Source organism: Nocardia sp. NPDC004123, assembly GCF_053603795.1.
On the sequence record NZ_JBSGGG010000017.1, the window covers coordinates 23,380 to 39,400 of the forward strand.

Here is a 16,021-nt window from a genome sequence, read left to right on the forward strand (position 1 = left end):
CCCACCCGGGCGGGGGCGAAGCGCCGACGGCCGTTCCTGAGCCCGGACCGGAGATGCTCCCCCGCCCCCCTCGGACGGTCCCGCGCCATCTGGTAGACCGGCAGGTACGACTCCCCGTACCCGACCGCTCGAGGAACCATGAATCCGTCCAGCATCATGTCCGCCCGCGACCTCGAGTTCCTGCTCTACGACTGGCTGCGGGTGGAGTCGCTGACGGGCCGCGACCGCTTCGCCGACCACTCCCGCGACACCTTCGACCAGGTGCTGCGGCTGTGCCAGGACCTGGCCACCACCTACTTCGCGCCGCACAATCGCGAGAACGATCTGCACGAGCCCACCTTCGACGGCGAGCGCGTGCACATCATCCCCGCGGTCGGCAAGGCACTGCAGGCCTTCGCCGACGCCGGAATGATCGGCGCGGCAATGGATTACGAGATCGGCGGCATGCAGCTGCCACACTCGGTCTACACCGCGTGCATGTCGTGGTTCCACGCCGCCAATGTCGGCACCGCCGCCTATGTGCTGCTCACCACCGGCAATGCGAATCTGCTTGCCGCGCACGGTAGCCTGGAGCAGATCGACGCCTACGTGCGCCCGATGCTGGAGGGTCGCAGCTTCGGCACCATGGCCCTGTCGGAGCCGCAGGCCGGGTCCAGCCTGGCCGACATCACCACCCGCGCCGTGCCCGCCGCCGACGGCTCCTACCGTCTGTTCGGGCACAAGATGTGGATCTCCGGCGGCGACCACGACCTCTCGGAGAACATCGTGCACCTGGTGCTGGCCCGCATTCCGGGCGCACCGGAGGGCACCCGCGGCATCTCGCTGTTCGTGGTCCCCAAGTTCCTGCCCGACGCCGAGGGCAACCCGACCGTCCACAACGATGTCGTGCTCTCGGGCATCAACCACAAGATGGGCTGGCGCGGCACCGTCAACACCGCCCCCGTCTTCGGCGACGGCAATTTCACCCCCGGCGGGGAGCCGGGCGCGATCGGCTATCTGGTGGGCGCGCCGAATCACGGTCTGGCCCAGATGTTCACGATGATGAACGAGGCCCGCATCGGCGTCGGCCTGGCCTCCACCGCGCTGGGCTACACCGGATACCTCAAGTCCCTCGACTATGCCCGCACCCGCCCACAGGGCCGCCCGGTCAGCGCCCGCAACGGCGCGCAGGTGCCGATCATCGAGCACCCGGATGTGCGGCGCATGCTGCTGGCCCAGAAGTCCTATGCCGAAGGCGCACTCGCGCTGCAGCTGCACTGCGGCAAACTGATCGACGAACACCGAACCGCGGCAGGCGAATCCGACCGGGCACGCGCCGCCACCCTGCTGCGCATCCTCACCCCCATCGCCAAGTCCTGGCCCAGCCAGTGGTGCCTGGCCGCCAACGATCTGGCCATCCAGATCCACGGCGGCGCCGGCTACACCCGCGACTACGATGTCGAACAGCACTACCGCGACAACCGCCTCAACCCGATTCACGAAGGCACCCACGGCATTCAGAGCATGGACCTACTCGGCCGCCAGGTCACCCTGGACAATGGCGCGGCCCTGGCCGCGCTGCTGGAGACCATGGCCGCCACCATCGCCGCCGCCCGCGCGACCGGTGACGACGAGCTCGCCGAGTACGCCGCCGCCCTGGAGGCCGCCACCGGCCGCCTGGCCGCCACCACGGCGGGCCTGTGGCGCGCGGGCAATCCCGAGGCGGCCCTTGCCAATTCGGCGGTCTATCTGGAGGCGTTCGGCCACGTGGTGCTGGCCTGGATCTGGCTCGAGCAGGCGGTCACCGCCACCGCGCTGTCCGCCCAGGACCGTCCGCACGCGGCCGAGTGGGAGACCTTCCGCCAGGGGAAGCGACTGGCCGCCCGGTACTTCTTCCGCTGGGAACTTCCGCGCACCACACCGCAATTCGACCTGCTCGACTCCGGCGACCGCACCACGCTGGAACTCGACGAGTCCTGGTTCTGAGCCCCGGGGCGCGAATCCGCCGTTCGCGCTGCGCGAACGGCTCCGTGACCCGATGCGTCACCGCGGTGCCGGCGCGCAGCCATGGGCCGAGGTCAGGCCGGTCGCGGACCGGTCTCCAATCCAGCCGCCTTGATTACGGTTTGCTGGCGTCCCAGCCACAGAGACCAATCGGAGTGTGAGTGTCGGTGTGCCCGGGTAGTCTCCGGGTAGACAACTCGATCAACGTGTTCGAACGGGAGGTTGCGAAGTCCCCACGGGCAGTCCTCAGGACCTGTTCGCTTTCAGCGAAATCGCAGGTCGTGTTACAGAAAACACACGGGAAACTGCACGGGAACAAAGTGCTCGCGCCGAACGTCTGAGAGAGTAGTCAACAACCACTGCTGGGAAGTAGCGGTAGCGAGGTTCGCGGATTGGACCGCGGGCCCCACACCAGGCGAACGGTGCGTGAGGCACCCAGAGCCAGGACGGAGGAGTCATGCCAGGAACCCTGACAAGCACCCCACTGACCGCGGTCGATCGTTGCGACCGCTGCGGGGCGGCTGCGCGCGTGCGCGCAACCCTTCCTGCCGGTGGAGAGTTGCTCTTCTGCCAGCATCACGCCAACGAGCACATGGATCGCCTTCGTGAGCTCGAGGCCGTGATCGACACGGAGTCGGCACCGGCGCTGTAACAGCTCCTCCACCTCGGAGAGACTCGATCGGGAGTCACCGTTCTCCGAGAGCCCGCTCGACAATTGAATCTTCCCAACAGAAAACCCGGCAGCGGGCGACCAGCAGGTCGCCCGCTGCTGCTGTGTACGGGACCGTTCGACGCGTAATGTGACCAGCGACACACCAATTGAGCTGTGGCCGGAGACACATGGATTCCGTTGCACGCAACGCGAGATTCATCATGTGCACACGGCGAGATCGGGCGGGTACAACGGACGGGTGCCGCAGACCTCACAAGCCACCTACCTGCAGGATCGACATATGGTCGCGCTCTGGACGTGGAACGGCCACGCCACCGGAAGCGCGCCGCGAGACCTGGGCGAGGTGGAGAACCTCGCTCTCGCCGTTCCGGGCCGGGACGGCATCGGCGTCACGGACGTGGAATGCGCTCTGGTGGAACCGGAACGGTTATGCACTCTGGCTATCGCCAATCCCGGGGAATCGATACGCCTGCTGCGCGAGGCCCTCGAGACGGAGGTCGAGGCGCGGCGGCTGCCGGTGGCCGCGCACGCCGTCCCGAATGCCACCGGGACCGCCATCGCCTCGGCGGGGCGGACTCTGCGGGCGCTGCGGGACACCGTGTTGCTCGACGCCGAACTGCGGTCCGGGCTGAAGGCCGAGCTGCGGCCCTATCAGGCGCGCGGCATCACCTGGCTGCGCGAGGCCACCGCCACGCACGGCGGCGCGGTGCTGGCCGACGAGATGGGCCTGGGCAAGACGGTGCAGGCCATCGGGTACCTGCTCGGGAAGGCCGGAGACGGGCCACAACTCGTAGTGTGTCCAACATCACTCGTGGGCAACTGGACGCACGAGATCGAGCGATTCGCGCCCGGACTGCGCGCGGTGGCCTGGCGGGGCGGGCCGGCGCCGGAGGCCGAGCCGGGAACGATTGTGGTGACCGGGTATCCCACCCTGCGCGGGCACGGTGCCGCGCTGGGCGGGCAGCGGTGGGCCACCGTGATTTTCGACGAGGCGCAGGTGCTGAAGAATCCGCACACGCAGGTGGCGAAGGCGGCGCGGGCGATTCCGGCCGAGGCGCGGATCGCGCTGACCGGTACGCCGGTGGAGAATCACCTCGACGAGCTGTGGGCGCTGCTGAATCTGATCGCACCGCAGGAGTTCACGCACCGGGCGCAGTTCCGGCGGCGGTTCGTGCGGCCGATCAGCGAGGGATCGGCGAGCGCGGTGCTGCGGCTGCGGGACGCCGTCGAGCCGATCGTGCTGGGCCGCCGCAAATCCCAGGTGGCCGCCGCGCTGCCGGCCAAGATCCACTGCGATCTGGTGTGCGATCTGAGCGCGGAGCAGGAGCAGCTCTACGACCGGCTGCTCGATCGGGCCGAGGCGGCCGGGTTCGGGACCGGGGCGCAGCGGCACACACGGGTGCTGGCGGTGCTGACCGAGCTCAAGCAGGTGTGCAACCATCCGGGGCTGATCACCGGGGAGCTGGGCGAATTGGCCGGGCGCTCCGGGAAATTCGACGTCTGCTCCGACATTCTGGCCAACAACCTCGACGTGGACGCGCCCACCCTGGTGTTCACCCAGTACCGCAAGACCGGTGAGCTGCTGGTCCGGCACTGTGCCGAGGAATTCGGGGTGCGGGTGCCGTTCTTCCACGGCGGGCTGAACCAGCAACAACGCGGGGAGATCGTCGCGGACTTCCAATCACCGGACGGCCCACCCATATTGGTGCTCAGCCTGCGGGCAGCGGGTACCGGGCTGACGCTCACGCGGGCCGCCGACGTCATCCATTTCGACCGCTGGTGGAATCCGGCGGTCGAGGCGCAGGCGTCGGATCGCGCGCATCGCATCGGGCAGACCCGCACCGTCACCGTCACCACGCTGACCTCGGGCACCACCATCGAGGAGCACATCGCGGGCATGCACGACCGCAAGTCGGCGCTCACCGACCTCAGCGATGCGGCCGGAGTCGCGGAGCTGGCGCGACTGGACGACGAACGACTGCTGGAGCTGCTGCGCCGGAAGCGGGGGAACTGAGATGGCGGACAACGAATTCGGGTACACGGCGTGGGGCAAGGACTGGGTGCGGCTGGCGGAACCGCTCAGCCTCACCAAACCCGAGCCGCTGCTCCCCCGCGCGCGCAGCATCGTCCGCAACAACGGCGTCCGGACCGAGATCGAGGGCACCGTGGTGCGGGCGCACATTCATCGCGGGTCGGAGGCATCGGTCACGCACCTGGAGCTGACGTCGCTCCCGCGCGCCACCATCGACGCCATCGCCGCCGTGGTGCCCGCCGACACCCTCACTCTCGGCGACGAGCTGCACGCCGCGGTCATCGCCGCCGGGATCTCGGTGACGCCCATCCTCGCGAGCACCGACTGCTCCTGCCGCGCCCGCAACGCCCGCTGCCTCCACATGCTCGCCACCTGCTACGCGGTGGTCCGCCTGATCGACGAAAATCCCTGGCTCGCCTTGGATCTCCAGGGCTATCGGAGCGCTCCGCCCGCCACGGACACCCCGATGCCGGTCCCCCGCTGGACGCCTATCGACGCGCTCGATCCGGCGGTCTACTTCGGCTGACAGCCGCTGCGACCGACGCGGATACGGTTGCGTTCGTCGCGGACATACCGCAGGCCGACCCGTCCGACCGGCGCACTCTCGCCGAGCTGGCCGCCGCGGTCGCCATCAGTCCGCGCACCCTGGCCCGCGGGTTCCTCGCCGAGACGGGAATCATCTTCGGCCAGTGGCGAACCCAGGTCCGCCCGGCCGCCTCGCTCCCATTGCTCGCTTCGGGCCTGCCGGTCGCCCGCATCGCCACCCGCGTCGGCTATGCCACCCCGAGCGCCTACATCGCCCCCTTCCACCGCGAGGTGGGCGTCTCCCCTGCCCGCTACTTCACCCGCTGACCCCGGCCTTGTCGGACCGGGCGGCTACCGTCGGCCCATGGCGATCTCCACGTACGCGTTCACCGCCGAACTCTGGGAATGGGAAGCACAGGCCTCCTGGCATTTCGTGAGTCTGCCCGAGTCGGTCGCCGACGAGATCGAGGAGCGCTTCGGGCACACCGCCGCCGGATTCGGCTCGGTGAAGGTGAAAGTCGCGGTCGGCGGCAGTCGGTGGTCGACCTCGATCTTTCCCGACGGCAAGCGCGGAACCTATGTGCTGCCGGTGAAGAAGGCCGTCCGGGTCGCCGAGGGGTTGAACGCGGGCGACCCGGTCGAGGTCGAGCTGCAGGTGGTGTAGTCCGCGCTGGTCAGATCCGACGCAGGGCCGCGATGCGCTGGGAGAGCTGGTCGGCGGTGGCGAGAGCCGTTGGGGGGCCGCCGCATTCGCGGCGCAGGTCGCCGTGGATGACGCCGTGCGGTTTGCCGGTGCGGTGGTGGTGCATGGCGACCAGGCTGTTCAGTTCGCGGCGCAGCTCGGACAGGCGGTCCGCGGTGGCGGCGCGTTCGACGGCGGCCTCCACGCCGGCGCCCGAGGGCCGAGCCTCGGCGGCGGCGCTGCGTTCCTGGAGCTGACGGGACTGGCGTTCGCGCAGCAGGGCGCGCATCTGGTCGGCATCGAGCAGGCCGGGAATGCCGAGGTAGTCGGCCTCCTCGTCGCTGCCGGAGAAGGTGGCGGTGCCGAAGGAGTCACCGTCGTAGATGACCTGGTCGAGCTCGGCGTCGGCGGCCAGGGCGACGAACTTCTTCTCCTCCTCGCCCGGCTCGTCCTTCTGCCGATTGGCGTCGATGAGCAGTTCGTCCTCGAGCGCGTTCGCCTCGCGATGCGGCTTGCCGATGACATGGTCGCGCTGCAATTCCAGCTGGGCGGCCAGATCCAGCAGCACCGGCACCGAGGGCAGGAAGACGCTCGCGGTCTCACCGGTCTTGCGGGCACGCACGAAACGGCCGATGGCCTGCGCGAAGTACAGCGGGGTCGAGGCGCTGGTGGCATACACGCCGACCGCGAGGCGCGGTACGTCGACGCCCTCGGACACCATGCGCACCGCGACCATCCACGGGTCGGTGTTCTCGCTGAACTCGCCGATGCGATCGGAGGAGTCCGGATCGTCGGACAGCACGATGGTCGGCTTGGTGCCCGAAATGTGTTCCAGCAGTTCGGCGTAGTCGCGCGCCTTCTCCTGGTCGGTGGCGATCACCAGGCCGCCCGCGTCGGGCATGCCGGTGGCGCGCAGCTGGCGCAGGCGGGTGTCGGCGGCGGTGAGCACCTTCGACATCCAGTCGCCGGCCGGATCGAGGGCGGTGCGCCAGGCGCGGGCGGTCTGTTCGGCATTGAGGGGCTCGCCCAGGCGGGCCGAGTACTCCTCGCCCGCGCTGTCCCGCCAGTGCGCCTCACCGGAGTAGGCGAGGAAGACCACGGGCCTGACCACGCCGTCGGCGAGCGCCTCGGAGTAGCCGTAGGTGTGGTCGGCGCGCGACTTCTCGAAACCGGACTCGTCGGCTTCGTAGGTGATGAACGGGATCTTGGAGTCGTCGCTGCGGAACGGGGTACCGGTCAGCGCCAGCCGGCGGGTGGCGTCACCGAACGCCTCCTCGACCGCCTCACCCCAGCTCTTGGCGTCACCGGCGTGATGGATCTCGTCCATGATCACCAGCGTGCGGCGGTTCTCGGTGCGCACCCGGTGCTTGAACGGATGCGACGCGATCTGCGCGTAGGTGACCACCACGCCGTGGTAGTCCGACGAGGTGGAACCGGTCGAATTGGAGAAGTTCGAATCCAGCTGAATCCCGTTGCGCGCGGCCGACGCAGCCCACTGATGCTTGAGGTGCTCGGTGGGTGCGACCACCGTCACCTGGTCGACAGTGCGGTCGTTGAGCAACTCGGCCGCCACGCGCAGCGCGAACGTGGTCTTACCCGCGCCGGGGGTGGCGACGGCAAGGAAGTCGCGTGGCTTGGTCGTCAGATACTTCGTGAGTGCCCTGCGCTGCCATGCACGTAACGAACCGCCACCACCCGAAGTCACTCGGTAGAGAGTAGCGATCGAACCCGACAGCTTTCCAATCCGACACAGCCCCGCGGAGTGCCGCACGCCACATCGCGGGTCCGGTCCCATTCGAAGCGCTGGTAGGCGATGCTTAGGCCACGATGAACGCGCACGACGAATCTCCGCAACACGCCGACGCGTCAGTGCCGACGGCGTCCGTTGTGCTCGCCGCCACCCGCTGGGGCCGCATCCGGCAACTCGTCGTCCACGTCGCGGCGAAGGCGTGGAACGACGCGATCTTCGCCAAATCCGCGGCGGCCGCCTTCTGGCAGACGCTCTCGCTGGCCCCGCTGCTGCTGGGACTGCTCGGCAGCCTCGGCTATGTCGGGCACTGGTTCGGCCCGAACACGCTGAACATCGTGCAGTCCAAGATCGTCAGCTTCGCGCGGAAGGCGTTCAGCCCCAGCGTGGTCGACAGTCTGGTGCAGCCGACCGTCAACGACGTGCTGCAGCGCGGCCACGGCGGGGTGGTGTCCGTCGGGTTCGTGCTGTCGCTGTGGGCCGGCTCCTCGGCCATGGCCACCTTCGTCGACGCCATCACCGCCGCGCACGGCCAGGCCACCGCGCGCCATCCGGTCTGGCAGCGAATCTTCGCGCTGCTGCTCTACGTCGGCTTCCTCGTGATCGCGGTGCTCATCCTGCCGCTGATCGCCCTGGGGCCCACCCTCATCGGACGGATCCTCCCGCACACCTGGCGCGAGCCGGGCCTGCGGCTCATCGAAGCCTTCTACTACCCGGGCACCGGCCTGCTGCTGATCGTCGGCCTCACCTTCCTCTACAAGACCGCCCTGCACCGCACCCTCCCCTGGCATCGGCTCTTCGGCGGCGCGCTGGTCGCCGGCGTGTTCTTCATGGCGGCCAGCGAGGGCCTGCGCCGCTACCTGGCGTGGGTGACCCGGACCGGCATCTCCTACGGCGCGCTGGCGACCCCCATCGCCTTCCTGCTGTTCACGTTCTTCCTGGGTTTCGCCATCATCCTCGGCGCCGAATTCAATGCCAGCGTCGAGGAATTCTGGCCCGCCCGCGCCACCCGGCTGGCGCAGTTCCGCCACTGGTGGAACGCCCGCAAACGGTCCCGGCCCGCGGACCCGGCGCCCACCGCACCGAAACCGGAGGACCCGCCGCCCGCGCCCGAGTCGCGGTCGCTGCGCTCCAGCCCGTAGGCCTACATCACCGTGTGCCGAGATGCGCCTCGATCGCTTCGACCGCTGCGCTCGCACCGTCTTCCCCGGCGATGTGGGCCGCCAGCCGAGCGGCATTCTCACGGTAGGAGTTGTCACCGGTCAGTGCCCGCAGGGCGCCGACCAAGCCGTCCACCGACAGCTTCTGGAGTGGGATGGTCGCCGGACTGACATCGACCCGGCCGCCAGTCCACCGGACGTGGCGAAACGGCCGGTGAATATCCGTGCAGCACAGGCCATTCCGACGCGGTGCGGCGGCGGCGCAATTCCCTGGCGGACACCTTCGGCAGGCCCAGGTCGCGCCGGAAGCCCGCGACGGGTTCACGATAGACGGTGTCGAACAACCACGCCCCGAACTCTCGGCCGAGCGCCACCGTTAGAGCTACATCATGTAACAGATACCATCTGCTTCGTGGCTAAGCTGAAGGTCTCCGTAGACGTCCCGATCCCGCCCGAGCGGGCCTGGTCGCACGCCTCCGACCTGCCCGAACTCGACAAGTGGCTCACCCTCCACGAGGGTTGGCGCGGCCCTGTCCCCGACGCGCTCACCCCCGGCACCCGCCTCATCGGCGTAGCCACCGTCAAAGGCTTCCGCAATCGCGTCACCTGGATCGTCGAAACCGCCGAACCCCCGAACCGCCTGGTCCTCAACGGTTCCGGCATCGGCGGCACCAAATTCGGCCTCGAACTCCGCGTCTCCCCCAGCCCCACCGGCTCCAAGGTCACCGCCGACTTCACTCTCGGCGGCGCACCCCTCTTCGGTCCCATCGGCTCGGCCGTCGCCCGCGCCCTCCGCGGCGACGTCGAACGCTCCCTCGACCGCTTTGTCCAGCTCTACGGCTGACCCCGCGCAAAAGAGCGCCGTTTCGATGTGGGAGGTCGGATCACTTCGTGCGATTCCGCTCCATGGCGTCGCGGCGGACCGCCGTGACGGCTTTGCGGGCGGCGACCTGGACGGGGTCCCACACCGGGGAGAAGGGTGGGGCGTAGCCGAGGTCGAGGGCGACGATCTGGTCGACGGTGAGGCGGGCGGTGAGAGCCACGGCGGCGATGTCGATGCGCTTGCCCGCCCCTTCGCGGCCGACGATCTGGACACCGAGCAGGCGGCCGGTGCGGCGTTCGGCGAGCATTTTCACCGTCATGGGTGCCGTGCCGGGGAAATAGCCGGAGCGGCTGGTGGATTCGATGGTGACGGTGACGAATTGCAGTCCGACCGCGCGGGCGTCGCGTTCCCGCAGGCCGGTGCGGGCGACCTCCAGGTCGCACACCTTGCTGACCGCGGTGCCCACCACGCCGGGGAAGATGGCGTAGTCGCCGCCGACGCCGGAACCGATGATCTGGCCGTGCTTGTTGGCGTGCGTACCGAGGGGGATGTGGCGCTCGGAGCCGGAGACGAGGTCGAGCACCTCGACGCAATCGCCTCCGGCCCAGATGTTCTCGTGTCCGCGCACCCGCATGGCGAGATCGGTCAGCAGACCACCGGACTCCCCCAGCGGGAGACCGGCCGCACGGGCGAGGTCGGTGGCGGGGCGGACGCCGATACCGAGAACCACCACATCGGCGGGGTATTCGGCATCAGCCGTGGCGACGCCGGTGACCCGGCCCCGCGCATCGGTGTGGACGGCCGTCAGCTCCGCGTTGTCGATGACCTGAATCCCCATGCCCTGCATGGCCTTCCGGATCAGCACACCCATATCCGGATCGAGGGTGGACATCGGCTCGGCGCTGCGATTGAGCATGGTGACCTGGAATCCCCGCCGGAGTAGCGCCTCCGCCATCTCCACACCGATGTACCCCGCACCGACCACCACCGCCCGCCGGCCCGCGATCGACTCGAGGGTGGCGATGAGGGCTTGTCCATCGTCGAGCGTCTGCACCCCGTGCACACCGGCCGCGTCGATGCCGGGCAGCGCGGGCCGGATCGGCGTCGCACCGGTGGCGATCACGAGTTTGTCGTAGCCGATCCAGCTCTCCCGGCCGGTGTCGGGCTCGCGAGACCGCACCCGCCGCCCGGCGACATCGATCTCCACGACCTCGGTTCCCAGCCGCAGATCGATGTCCCGCGCCCGATGTTCGGCGGGCGTGCGCGCGATCAGATCGTCCGGCCCACCGACGTCCCCGCCCACCCAGTACGGGATCCCGCACGCCGAGTACGAGGTGAAGTGCCCCCGCTCGAAAACGACGATCTCGAGCTCCCCCACTCCCTTCAACCTGCGCGCCTGTGACGCCGCCGCCATACCCGCAGCATCCCCGCCGATGATCACCACGCGTTCGCCCATGCCTCACACGGTACGAGCGTTACGGCACTGCCGGCCGATGCCCCGGCATCATGCACAGCCAACTGACAGTCTCATCACATTTGAATGAAGAGATCAGGACATGAGGTGGCATGCGAGCCGCCCCAGGCCGTCGAGGGACCCGATCAGACTTCGAAGGCGGTGGCCGGCAACGGACTTGCGGCGATCCGGCGCGCCTCGTCGTGCGAAACCCCCAGGGCGCACAGGATGAGTTCGGCGGCCCCCGCCGCCGCGTCGCGCCACGACTGGTGGCCCTCCAGCACCATCCACATGGCGCTGACCACGGTGCCCATCAGCATGGAGGCGACACTCAGCTCCATTCCGGGTGCGACGACATAACGGCCGGAGGCGATTCCGGCGGCCACGTCCCGCATCGGCGGGCCGGTCAGCATCTCGCGCAACGACTCGTCGGTCAGCGCGAACCGGACGACGAAGCGGCCCGCCGCGGGGTTCTCGTGCGCCATCCGCACGATCATGCGGGTACCGGTGGACAGCCGCAGCGGCGGGTCGAGGTCACCGTGAGCATCCATCGCCTGCGCGTTGGCACTGTGCAGTTCGAAGGCGAGCTGGGCGCGGACCTGCTCGAAGAGCTGCTCGATGGACTCGACATTGCGGTAGAGCGTGCCCCGGGCGACACCCGCTTCGGTCGCCAGCTCGCTCATGGTCAGGTCCACGCTGCCGCGCTCGGCGAACAGCCGCATTGCCGCCGCGTTGATCCGCCGCTGAGTCGCACTCATCACCCCTCCTTCGCCAACTCGACAGTACAGAACCGTCCCAGGCGGGCCAAACCCCAAACTCTTGAGACGCTCTTGACTCAAATTGAACACTGTTGTTCAATCTACAGCTATGACCGAAACCACATCGGTGCTCGTGGTCGGCGCGGGGCCGGTAGGCCTGACACTGGCCCTGGAGCTCGACTTTCACGGCGTGGAAACCCTTCTGGTAGAGCGCAATTCGACCACCACGCGGCATCCGAAAATGGACATCACCAACAGCCGCAGCATGGAGTTGTACCGGCGGCTCGGCATTGCCGACGACCTGCGCAAGGTGGCGACGCCGCCCGATCACCGGACCACCGTGGTCTGGGCCAGCAATGCGGTCGGATGGGAACTGGCGAAGTTCGAGTACCCGAGCGTCGAGGAGTCCTTCGAGGCGATCGGCCGACGCGCCGACGGCGCTCTCCCACTGGAACCGGCCATGCGCGTGTCCCAGATCATCCTCGAGCCCGCGCTCCGGGACCAGCTGCAGGGCAGGTCCCAGCACGTCGAGGTGCAATATGGTTGGGCGCTGGACAGTTTCACCGAGGACACGGAGGGCGTCACGGCCCAGCTGGTGTCCGGGACCGGCGAACACCGCACCGTGCGCGCCCGCTATCTGGTGGGATGCGACGGCGGGGGCAGCCGGGTCCGGCGGCACCTCGGGATCGGTCTCGACGAGATCGATCTGCGCCGGCTGCTGGTGCGGGAGCTCGGAATTCCCCGGCTCGCAAGGACTTTCACGCGGACATTCCTGGCCGGTGGGCAGCGGCCCCCGGACGGCCGGTTCTACCTGGTGCACTTGACGACTCCCGATCGCGAGATCGCCGCTCGCTTCGGCACCGTGTGGCATCTGCAGTCACCGGAGGGCTGGACCGTCATCTCCCAGAACGACGGCGACACCTGGACCCTGCACGCTCCCCTGAGCATGGGCGCCGACGCCGACAGCATCGACCCGCGCGAATTCGTATTCCGCTGTCTCGGATACCGGTTCGAGATGACCGTGCTGGTCGCCAATGCCTGGACGCCCCGGCTCACCGTCGCCGAGTCCTACGGCCGCGGCCGGGTCTGGCTGGCCGGTGATGCCGCCCACCAGGTGACGCCCGCGGGCGGCTACGGCATGAACACCGGCGTCGGCGATGCGGTCGGGCTGGGCTGGGCGCTCGCGGCCCGGTTGCAGGGATGGGGCGGACCAGGCCTGCTCGAGGCGTATGAGCGGGAACGCCGCCCCGTCGCCCTCCGTAACCGCGAGGCGTCCGCCCGGCACACCGTCGTCCGCGGCGCCATCATGGCCACCTCCCGCGCCACCATGCACAGCGAACGCTGGTTCGGCACGCGTACCCGCCGGCGGATCGGCCGCGAGATCAGCGATCTGGGCAATCTCGAAAACGAAGCGCTGGGAATCGAACTCGGCTACCGCTACGACCACTCCCCCATCGTGTGCCGAGACACCGAGGAGCGGGCCCCGCGGCAGCGGATGGACGAATACCTGCCCGGCACCTGGCCCGGAGCGCGGCCGCCCAGCGTGCGGCTCGCCGACGGCACCGCCATCTTCGACCTGTTCGGCCGGGGCTTCACCCTGCTGTGCTTCGCGGATCACGATGTCGACGGCTTTCGGATCGCGGCCGCTGAACGAAAGGTGCCGCTCGACATCGTCGATATCCGCGACCCGCACGCCCGCGCCCTCTACGAACGCGACCTTGTACTCATTCGTCCCGACCAGCACGTGGCCTGGCGCGGCAACGCCGCACCCGCCGGGCCACTGGCAGTCATCGACCGCGTACGCGGCGCTTGAAATCCCCCGACAACAACGGAGAAGATGACAGTGGACACCCCTGAAAAAGCCGGTTCGAGAAGGGCTTTCATGGTCTGTGCGACGGCAGCTCGACCAAGGAGCACGTCATGATCGGTCAGCCGCGTCCCGATCAGTTGGTAACCACCCGCGGCGTTTCGGTTTCGGTGTCCGCCAAGCGGCGTTCGAGTTCGGCGCCTTCGATGTCGAAGTCGGGCACGTAGCGGGCGAACCACCGCGGGTGGTACCACATGCGATCGCCGATCAGGGCCATGACCGCGGGCACCAGGGTCAGCCGGACGATGAAGGCGTCCAGCAGCACACCGACCGCGAGCGTGAACGCCAACGGTTTGACGATCGGGTTGTCGACGGTGGCGAAGGCGACGAAGACGCCGAACATGATCAGCGCCGCGGCCGTGACGACGCGCGCCGAATGCGCGATCCCATTGCGCACCGCGGCGGTCGCGTCCGCGGTGCGGGTGTGCTCCTCCTTGATGCGGGACACCACGAAGATCTGGTAATCGCTCGACAGCCCGAAGATGATGGCCAGGGTGATGATCGGCAGGAAGCTCAGCGTCTCCGCCTTGGTGATATGCAAAAGGCTTGCGCCCCATCCCCATTGGAAGACCGCGACCTGCGCGCCGAGCGCCGCGAACACCGAGAGGATGAACCCGACGATCGAGGACAGCGGTACCAGGACGGTCCGGAAGGCGATGGTCAGCAGCACCAGCGCCAGACCCACGACGACAACGAGGAAGACCGGCAGCGCCTCACCCAAGCGGCGTGAGGTATCGATGTTCGCCGCGGTGGTGCCGCCCACCAGATACGTTGCCCCGGAGCCGCTCTCGATGGTCGCGCGGTCATCGCGCAGGCGGTTGACCAGATCGGCGGTCGCGCTGTCGTCGGGACCGGTCTTGGGCACGACCTGGATCAGGACCAGGTTGTCGCCCGTGCCCGCGGGCTGCACCACCGCGACGCCGGGCTCCTGCTGCAGCCGGCCCATCACGGTCTGCGCCGCGTCCGGGCCGGTGGCCTGCGAGAGGTCGGTCACCACCAGCAGCGCCCCGTTGAACCCGGGGCCGAACGACCGGCTCACCAGGTCATATGCCCTGCGGGCGGTGCTGGACTCCGATTGCGTTGCGCCACTGGGCAATCCGAGATCCATACGGGTGGCGGGCAACGCGATCACCACCAGCACCGCGATACCCAGCACCAGCAATGGAATCCGGAAGCGGGTGACGAACCGTCCCCAGGCGTGGCCCGCGGTGCGCTCGGGCTCGTAGGCGGCGATGCGCGCGACCTCCTCCGGCTTTCCCGGGTGCAGCGGCGGCGAGATGAATTTGGCGACGGTGCCACCGGCGAGGCTGAGCAGCGCGGGCAGCAGGGTCAGCGCAACGAGCATGGCCACCAGGACCGCGCCGGCGGCGGTCAGGCCCATGACGGTGAGGAACGGGATGTTCGCGACCGCCAGCCCGCACAGCGCGATGATCACGGTCACCGCCGCGAACACCACCGAACTGCCCGCGGTCCCGACCGCCAGCGGAATCGACTCCGCCACAGCCATTCCCAGCACCACCTGGTGGCGATGCCGGGAGAGGACGAACAGCGCGTAGTCGATCCCGCAGGACAGACCCAGCATCAGTGCCAGCGAGGTCGCCGCCGACGGCACGTCGGTGTAGGCCGCGATGCCCAGGATGCCGGTGAGACCGATACCCACGCCGACGGCCGCCGTGATGATCGGCAGTCCCGCCGCCACCACCGCGCCGAAGGTGATCAGCAGAATGACGAAGGCCGCGATGACACCGAGCATTTCGGGCGTGTGCGGGACCTCCGCGGTGAAGCCCGGATAGACGGCACCGGAGAACTCGACCTGCAGACCGGTGTCGCGCGCCCGGTCGGCGACCCGGGTCACCTGGTCGAGGGTGGACTGCTCGACCTCGCCGGCCGAGACGGAGAACTGCACGCTGCCCAGGGCGACGTGTTGATCCGGTGAGACCGCTTTGGCCTGGAACGGGTCGACCACCGCGGCGACCTGCGGCAGCCCCTTCAACTCGGCCATCATCTGCTCGATCTCGCCGGTCACCGGTTGATCGGTCACCTTGGCCAGGTTCGACGTCGCGAACACGACCTGCATCTGCGCACCCGAGAAAGCGGGCATCCGCTGCTGCAGCAAGGAGACCGCGTCCTGCGATTCCGTGCCCGGAACCGTGAAATTGTCGTTGGTCTTTCCGCCCGTCGCGGCGGCGAATCCGATGGCGGCGGCCAGCAGCACGATCCATATCGCCAGCACCCACCAGCGGCGGCGGACGGCGACCTGGCCGAGTGCGTACAGATAGCGGGACATGCGGGTCCTCTCGTGGAGACACCATCCGACC

At 68.8% G+C, this 16,021-nt stretch carries 14 protein-coding genes; 9 read left to right on the top strand and 5 right to left on the bottom strand.

The window, feature by feature from the left end:
- The first annotated feature begins 138 nt into the window (after positions 1-138).
- The 6 genes from ACWEQQ_RS24735 (at position 139) to ACWEQQ_RS24760 (ending at position 5,877) form a co-directional block, all read left to right on the top strand.
- Positions 139-1,965 (top strand): acyl-CoA dehydrogenase, encoded by a 1,827-nt coding sequence (locus tag ACWEQQ_RS24735; RefSeq protein WP_452349863.1) that lies wholly within the window; start codon positions 139-141, stop codon positions 1,963-1,965.
- Between the two features lie 475 nt (positions 1,966-2,440).
- Positions 2,441-2,635: a DUF7455 domain-containing protein gene (locus ACWEQQ_RS24740; RefSeq protein ID WP_033087939.1), complete on the top strand. Its 195-nt coding sequence runs from the start codon at positions 2,441-2,443 to the stop codon at positions 2,633-2,635.
- Positions 2,636-2,936: 301 nt separating this feature from the next.
- Positions 2,937-4,670: a DEAD/DEAH box helicase gene (locus ACWEQQ_RS24745; protein WP_452349994.1), complete on the top strand. Its 1,734-nt coding sequence runs from the start codon at positions 2,937-2,939 to the stop codon at positions 4,668-4,670.
- 1 nt (position 4,671) lies between these two features.
- On the top strand, positions 4,672-5,214 hold the full coding sequence (locus ACWEQQ_RS24750) for a hypothetical protein (protein WP_452349864.1): 543 nt from the start codon (positions 4,672-4,674) through the stop codon (positions 5,212-5,214).
- A gap of 86 nt (positions 5,215-5,300) precedes the next feature.
- Positions 5,301-5,540, top strand: a complete 240-nt coding sequence (locus tag ACWEQQ_RS24755; protein WP_452349995.1) for a helix-turn-helix transcriptional regulator — start codon at positions 5,301-5,303, stop codon at positions 5,538-5,540.
- 37 nt (positions 5,541-5,577) lie between these two features.
- Entirely contained in the window at positions 5,578-5,877 is a 300-nt protein-coding gene (locus ACWEQQ_RS24760) for a DUF1905 domain-containing protein (protein ID WP_452340705.1), read from the top strand.
- Positions 5,878-5,887: 10 nt separating this feature from the next.
- On the opposite strand, the gene ACWEQQ_RS24765 is transcribed toward ACWEQQ_RS24760, so the two are convergent.
- On the bottom strand, positions 5,888-7,600 hold the full coding sequence (locus ACWEQQ_RS24765) for a DEAD/DEAH box helicase (protein ID WP_452340704.1): 1,713 nt from the start codon (positions 7,598-7,600) through the stop codon (positions 5,888-5,890).
- A gap of 122 nt (positions 7,601-7,722) precedes the next feature.
- Between ACWEQQ_RS24765 and ACWEQQ_RS24770 the strand changes: the two genes are divergently transcribed.
- On the top strand, positions 7,723-8,784 hold the full coding sequence (locus ACWEQQ_RS24770; protein ID WP_452349865.1) for a YihY/virulence factor BrkB family protein: 1,062 nt from the start codon (positions 7,723-7,725) through the stop codon (positions 8,782-8,784).
- Between the two features lie 7 nt (positions 8,785-8,791).
- Here ACWEQQ_RS24770 and ACWEQQ_RS24775 read toward each other — a convergent pair whose 3' ends face one another.
- Positions 8,792-8,938, bottom strand: a complete 147-nt coding sequence (locus ACWEQQ_RS24775) for a hypothetical protein (RefSeq protein ID WP_452349866.1) — start codon at positions 8,936-8,938, stop codon at positions 8,792-8,794.
- Positions 8,939-9,214: 276 nt separating this feature from the next.
- Here ACWEQQ_RS24775 and ACWEQQ_RS24780 point away from each other — a divergent pair, with 276 nt between their 5' ends.
- Positions 9,215-9,646 (top strand): type II toxin-antitoxin system Rv0910 family toxin, encoded by a 432-nt coding sequence (locus ACWEQQ_RS24780; RefSeq protein WP_452349867.1) that lies wholly within the window; start codon positions 9,215-9,217, stop codon positions 9,644-9,646.
- A gap of 40 nt (positions 9,647-9,686) precedes the next feature.
- Here ACWEQQ_RS24780 and ACWEQQ_RS24785 read toward each other — a convergent pair whose 3' ends face one another.
- Together ACWEQQ_RS24785 and ACWEQQ_RS24790 are read right to left on the bottom strand one after the other, a co-directional pair.
- The gene (locus tag ACWEQQ_RS24785; RefSeq protein WP_452349868.1) at positions 9,687-11,081 is read right to left on the bottom strand and encodes an FAD-dependent oxidoreductase; all 1,395 of its coding nucleotides are present in this window, start codon (positions 11,079-11,081) and stop codon (positions 9,687-9,689) included.
- A 143-nt stretch (positions 11,082-11,224) separates the two neighbouring features.
- Positions 11,225-11,836, bottom strand: a complete 612-nt coding sequence (locus ACWEQQ_RS24790) for a TetR/AcrR family transcriptional regulator (protein WP_452349869.1) — start codon at positions 11,834-11,836, stop codon at positions 11,225-11,227.
- A gap of 109 nt (positions 11,837-11,945) precedes the next feature.
- Here ACWEQQ_RS24790 and ACWEQQ_RS24795 point away from each other — a divergent pair, with 109 nt between their 5' ends.
- Positions 11,946-13,649 carry an FAD-dependent monooxygenase gene (locus ACWEQQ_RS24795; RefSeq protein ID WP_452349870.1) on the top strand — a complete coding sequence of 568 codons (1,704 nt, stop codon included), beginning with the start codon at positions 11,946-11,948 and terminating at the stop codon, positions 13,647-13,649.
- Between the two features lie 130 nt (positions 13,650-13,779).
- Here the strand turns inward: ACWEQQ_RS24795 and ACWEQQ_RS24800 are convergent, their stop codons facing one another.
- Complete coding sequence (locus ACWEQQ_RS24800) at positions 13,780-15,990, bottom strand: MMPL family transporter (protein ID WP_452349871.1); 2,211 nt, start codon at positions 15,988-15,990, stop codon at positions 13,780-13,782.
- Between the last annotated feature and the right edge of the window lie 31 nt (positions 15,991-16,021).

What these genes read in the sequence shown, in the direction of transcription:
- ACWEQQ_RS24735 (WP_452349863.1), top strand. Translation starts at nt 139, where the DNA reads ATGAATCCGTCCAGCATCATGTCCGCCCGCGACCTCGAGTTCCTGCTC.
- ACWEQQ_RS24740 (WP_033087939.1), top strand. Translation starts at nt 2,441, where the DNA reads ATGCCAGGAACCCTGACAAGCACCCCACTGACCGCGGTCGATCGTTGC.
- ACWEQQ_RS24745 (WP_452349994.1), top strand. Translation starts at nt 2,937, where the DNA reads ATGGTCGCGCTCTGGACGTGGAACGGCCACGCCACCGGAAGCGCGCCG.
- ACWEQQ_RS24750 (WP_452349864.1), top strand. Translation starts at nt 4,672, where the DNA reads ATGGCGGACAACGAATTCGGGTACACGGCGTGGGGCAAGGACTGGGTG.
- ACWEQQ_RS24760 (WP_452340705.1), top strand. Translation starts at nt 5,578, where the DNA reads ATGGCGATCTCCACGTACGCGTTCACCGCCGAACTCTGGGAATGGGAA.
- ACWEQQ_RS24770 (WP_452349865.1), top strand. Translation starts at nt 7,723, where the DNA reads ATGAACGCGCACGACGAATCTCCGCAACACGCCGACGCGTCAGTGCCG.
- ACWEQQ_RS24785 (WP_452349868.1), bottom strand. Translation starts at nt 11,081, where the DNA reads ATGGGCGAACGCGTGGTGATCATCGGCGGGGATGCTGCGGGTATGGCG.
- ACWEQQ_RS24790 (WP_452349869.1), bottom strand. Translation starts at nt 11,836, where the DNA reads ATGAGTGCGACTCAGCGGCGGATCAACGCGGCGGCAATGCGGCTGTTC.
- ACWEQQ_RS24795 (WP_452349870.1), top strand. Translation starts at nt 11,946, where the DNA reads ATGACCGAAACCACATCGGTGCTCGTGGTCGGCGCGGGGCCGGTAGGC.
- ACWEQQ_RS24800 (WP_452349871.1), bottom strand. Translation starts at nt 15,990, where the DNA reads ATGTCCCGCTATCTGTACGCACTCGGCCAGGTCGCCGTCCGCCGCCGC.